Annotated in this window: 1 pseudogene; it reads left to right on the top strand. The window is 43.9% G+C overall.

Annotated features, from left to right (window positions below):
• Positions 1 to 825: pseudogene (locus tag ACFIO3_RS14385) on the top strand (filamentous hemagglutinin); the annotation flags it as partial.

Raw genomic sequence — 825 nt, forward strand, 5'->3', positions numbered from 1 at the left:
AAGGATAAATCCTCTAGTGATTATCATAGTGTTGTGGAGCAATCAGGCATCAAAGCGGGTGATGGTGGTTTTAAGATCAACGTTAAAGATAAAACAACGCTGACCGGAGGTATTATTGAAAGCACCGCGCCGGCAGATAAAAACAGCCTGACCACAGGAAGCATTACCACCAGTGATATCAGCAACAGTGCGCATGCTCAAGCTAGCAGCCAAGGTTTAAGCATTTCTGCGGGTGGTCCGATGTATCAGGGCAAATATGGTGTCGGGAAAAACATTGCTAAAAATGTCTTAGATCATTCAAAAGCTAAAGATTCAGAAGAAGGCTATACCAAATCTGCTATCAGCAATGGCACTATCGTCATTACTGATGAAGCAGGGCAGAAGGCATTGACAGGGCAAGATGTGGAACAAGCCATCGCCTCCCTTAATCGTGATACTGCCAGCGCCCATAAGGGTGTACAACAGCTCGATGCAGGCAAGCTGGAACAAATCGTCCATGAAAATCGTGAAATGGCAACTCAACTCTTAGAAGAAGGGTTTAAATACAGCGATGACTCCTATAAAACCATGTTTATCAAAGAGCACCCCATCGCCGTGGTCGACCGTGATGAAAAGGGTAATATAATCTATAAAATAGATGCAAATGGAGAGCCTATAGAAGACGCTCGTGGACAAAAAATCCCTAAGTTTCATTATTTAACGGATGAAGAAAAGCAGCATTTGCAAGAAGGCTCTGATGGCAAAGTGCATGTGTCCTTTAATGGCATCTTTACGCCACCAGAGGAAGCCGCTGTTTATGCAGAGCAACATGCGAAGGATAAAAAT

The organism is Bartonella sp. AD328YNZD (assembly GCF_042196425.1).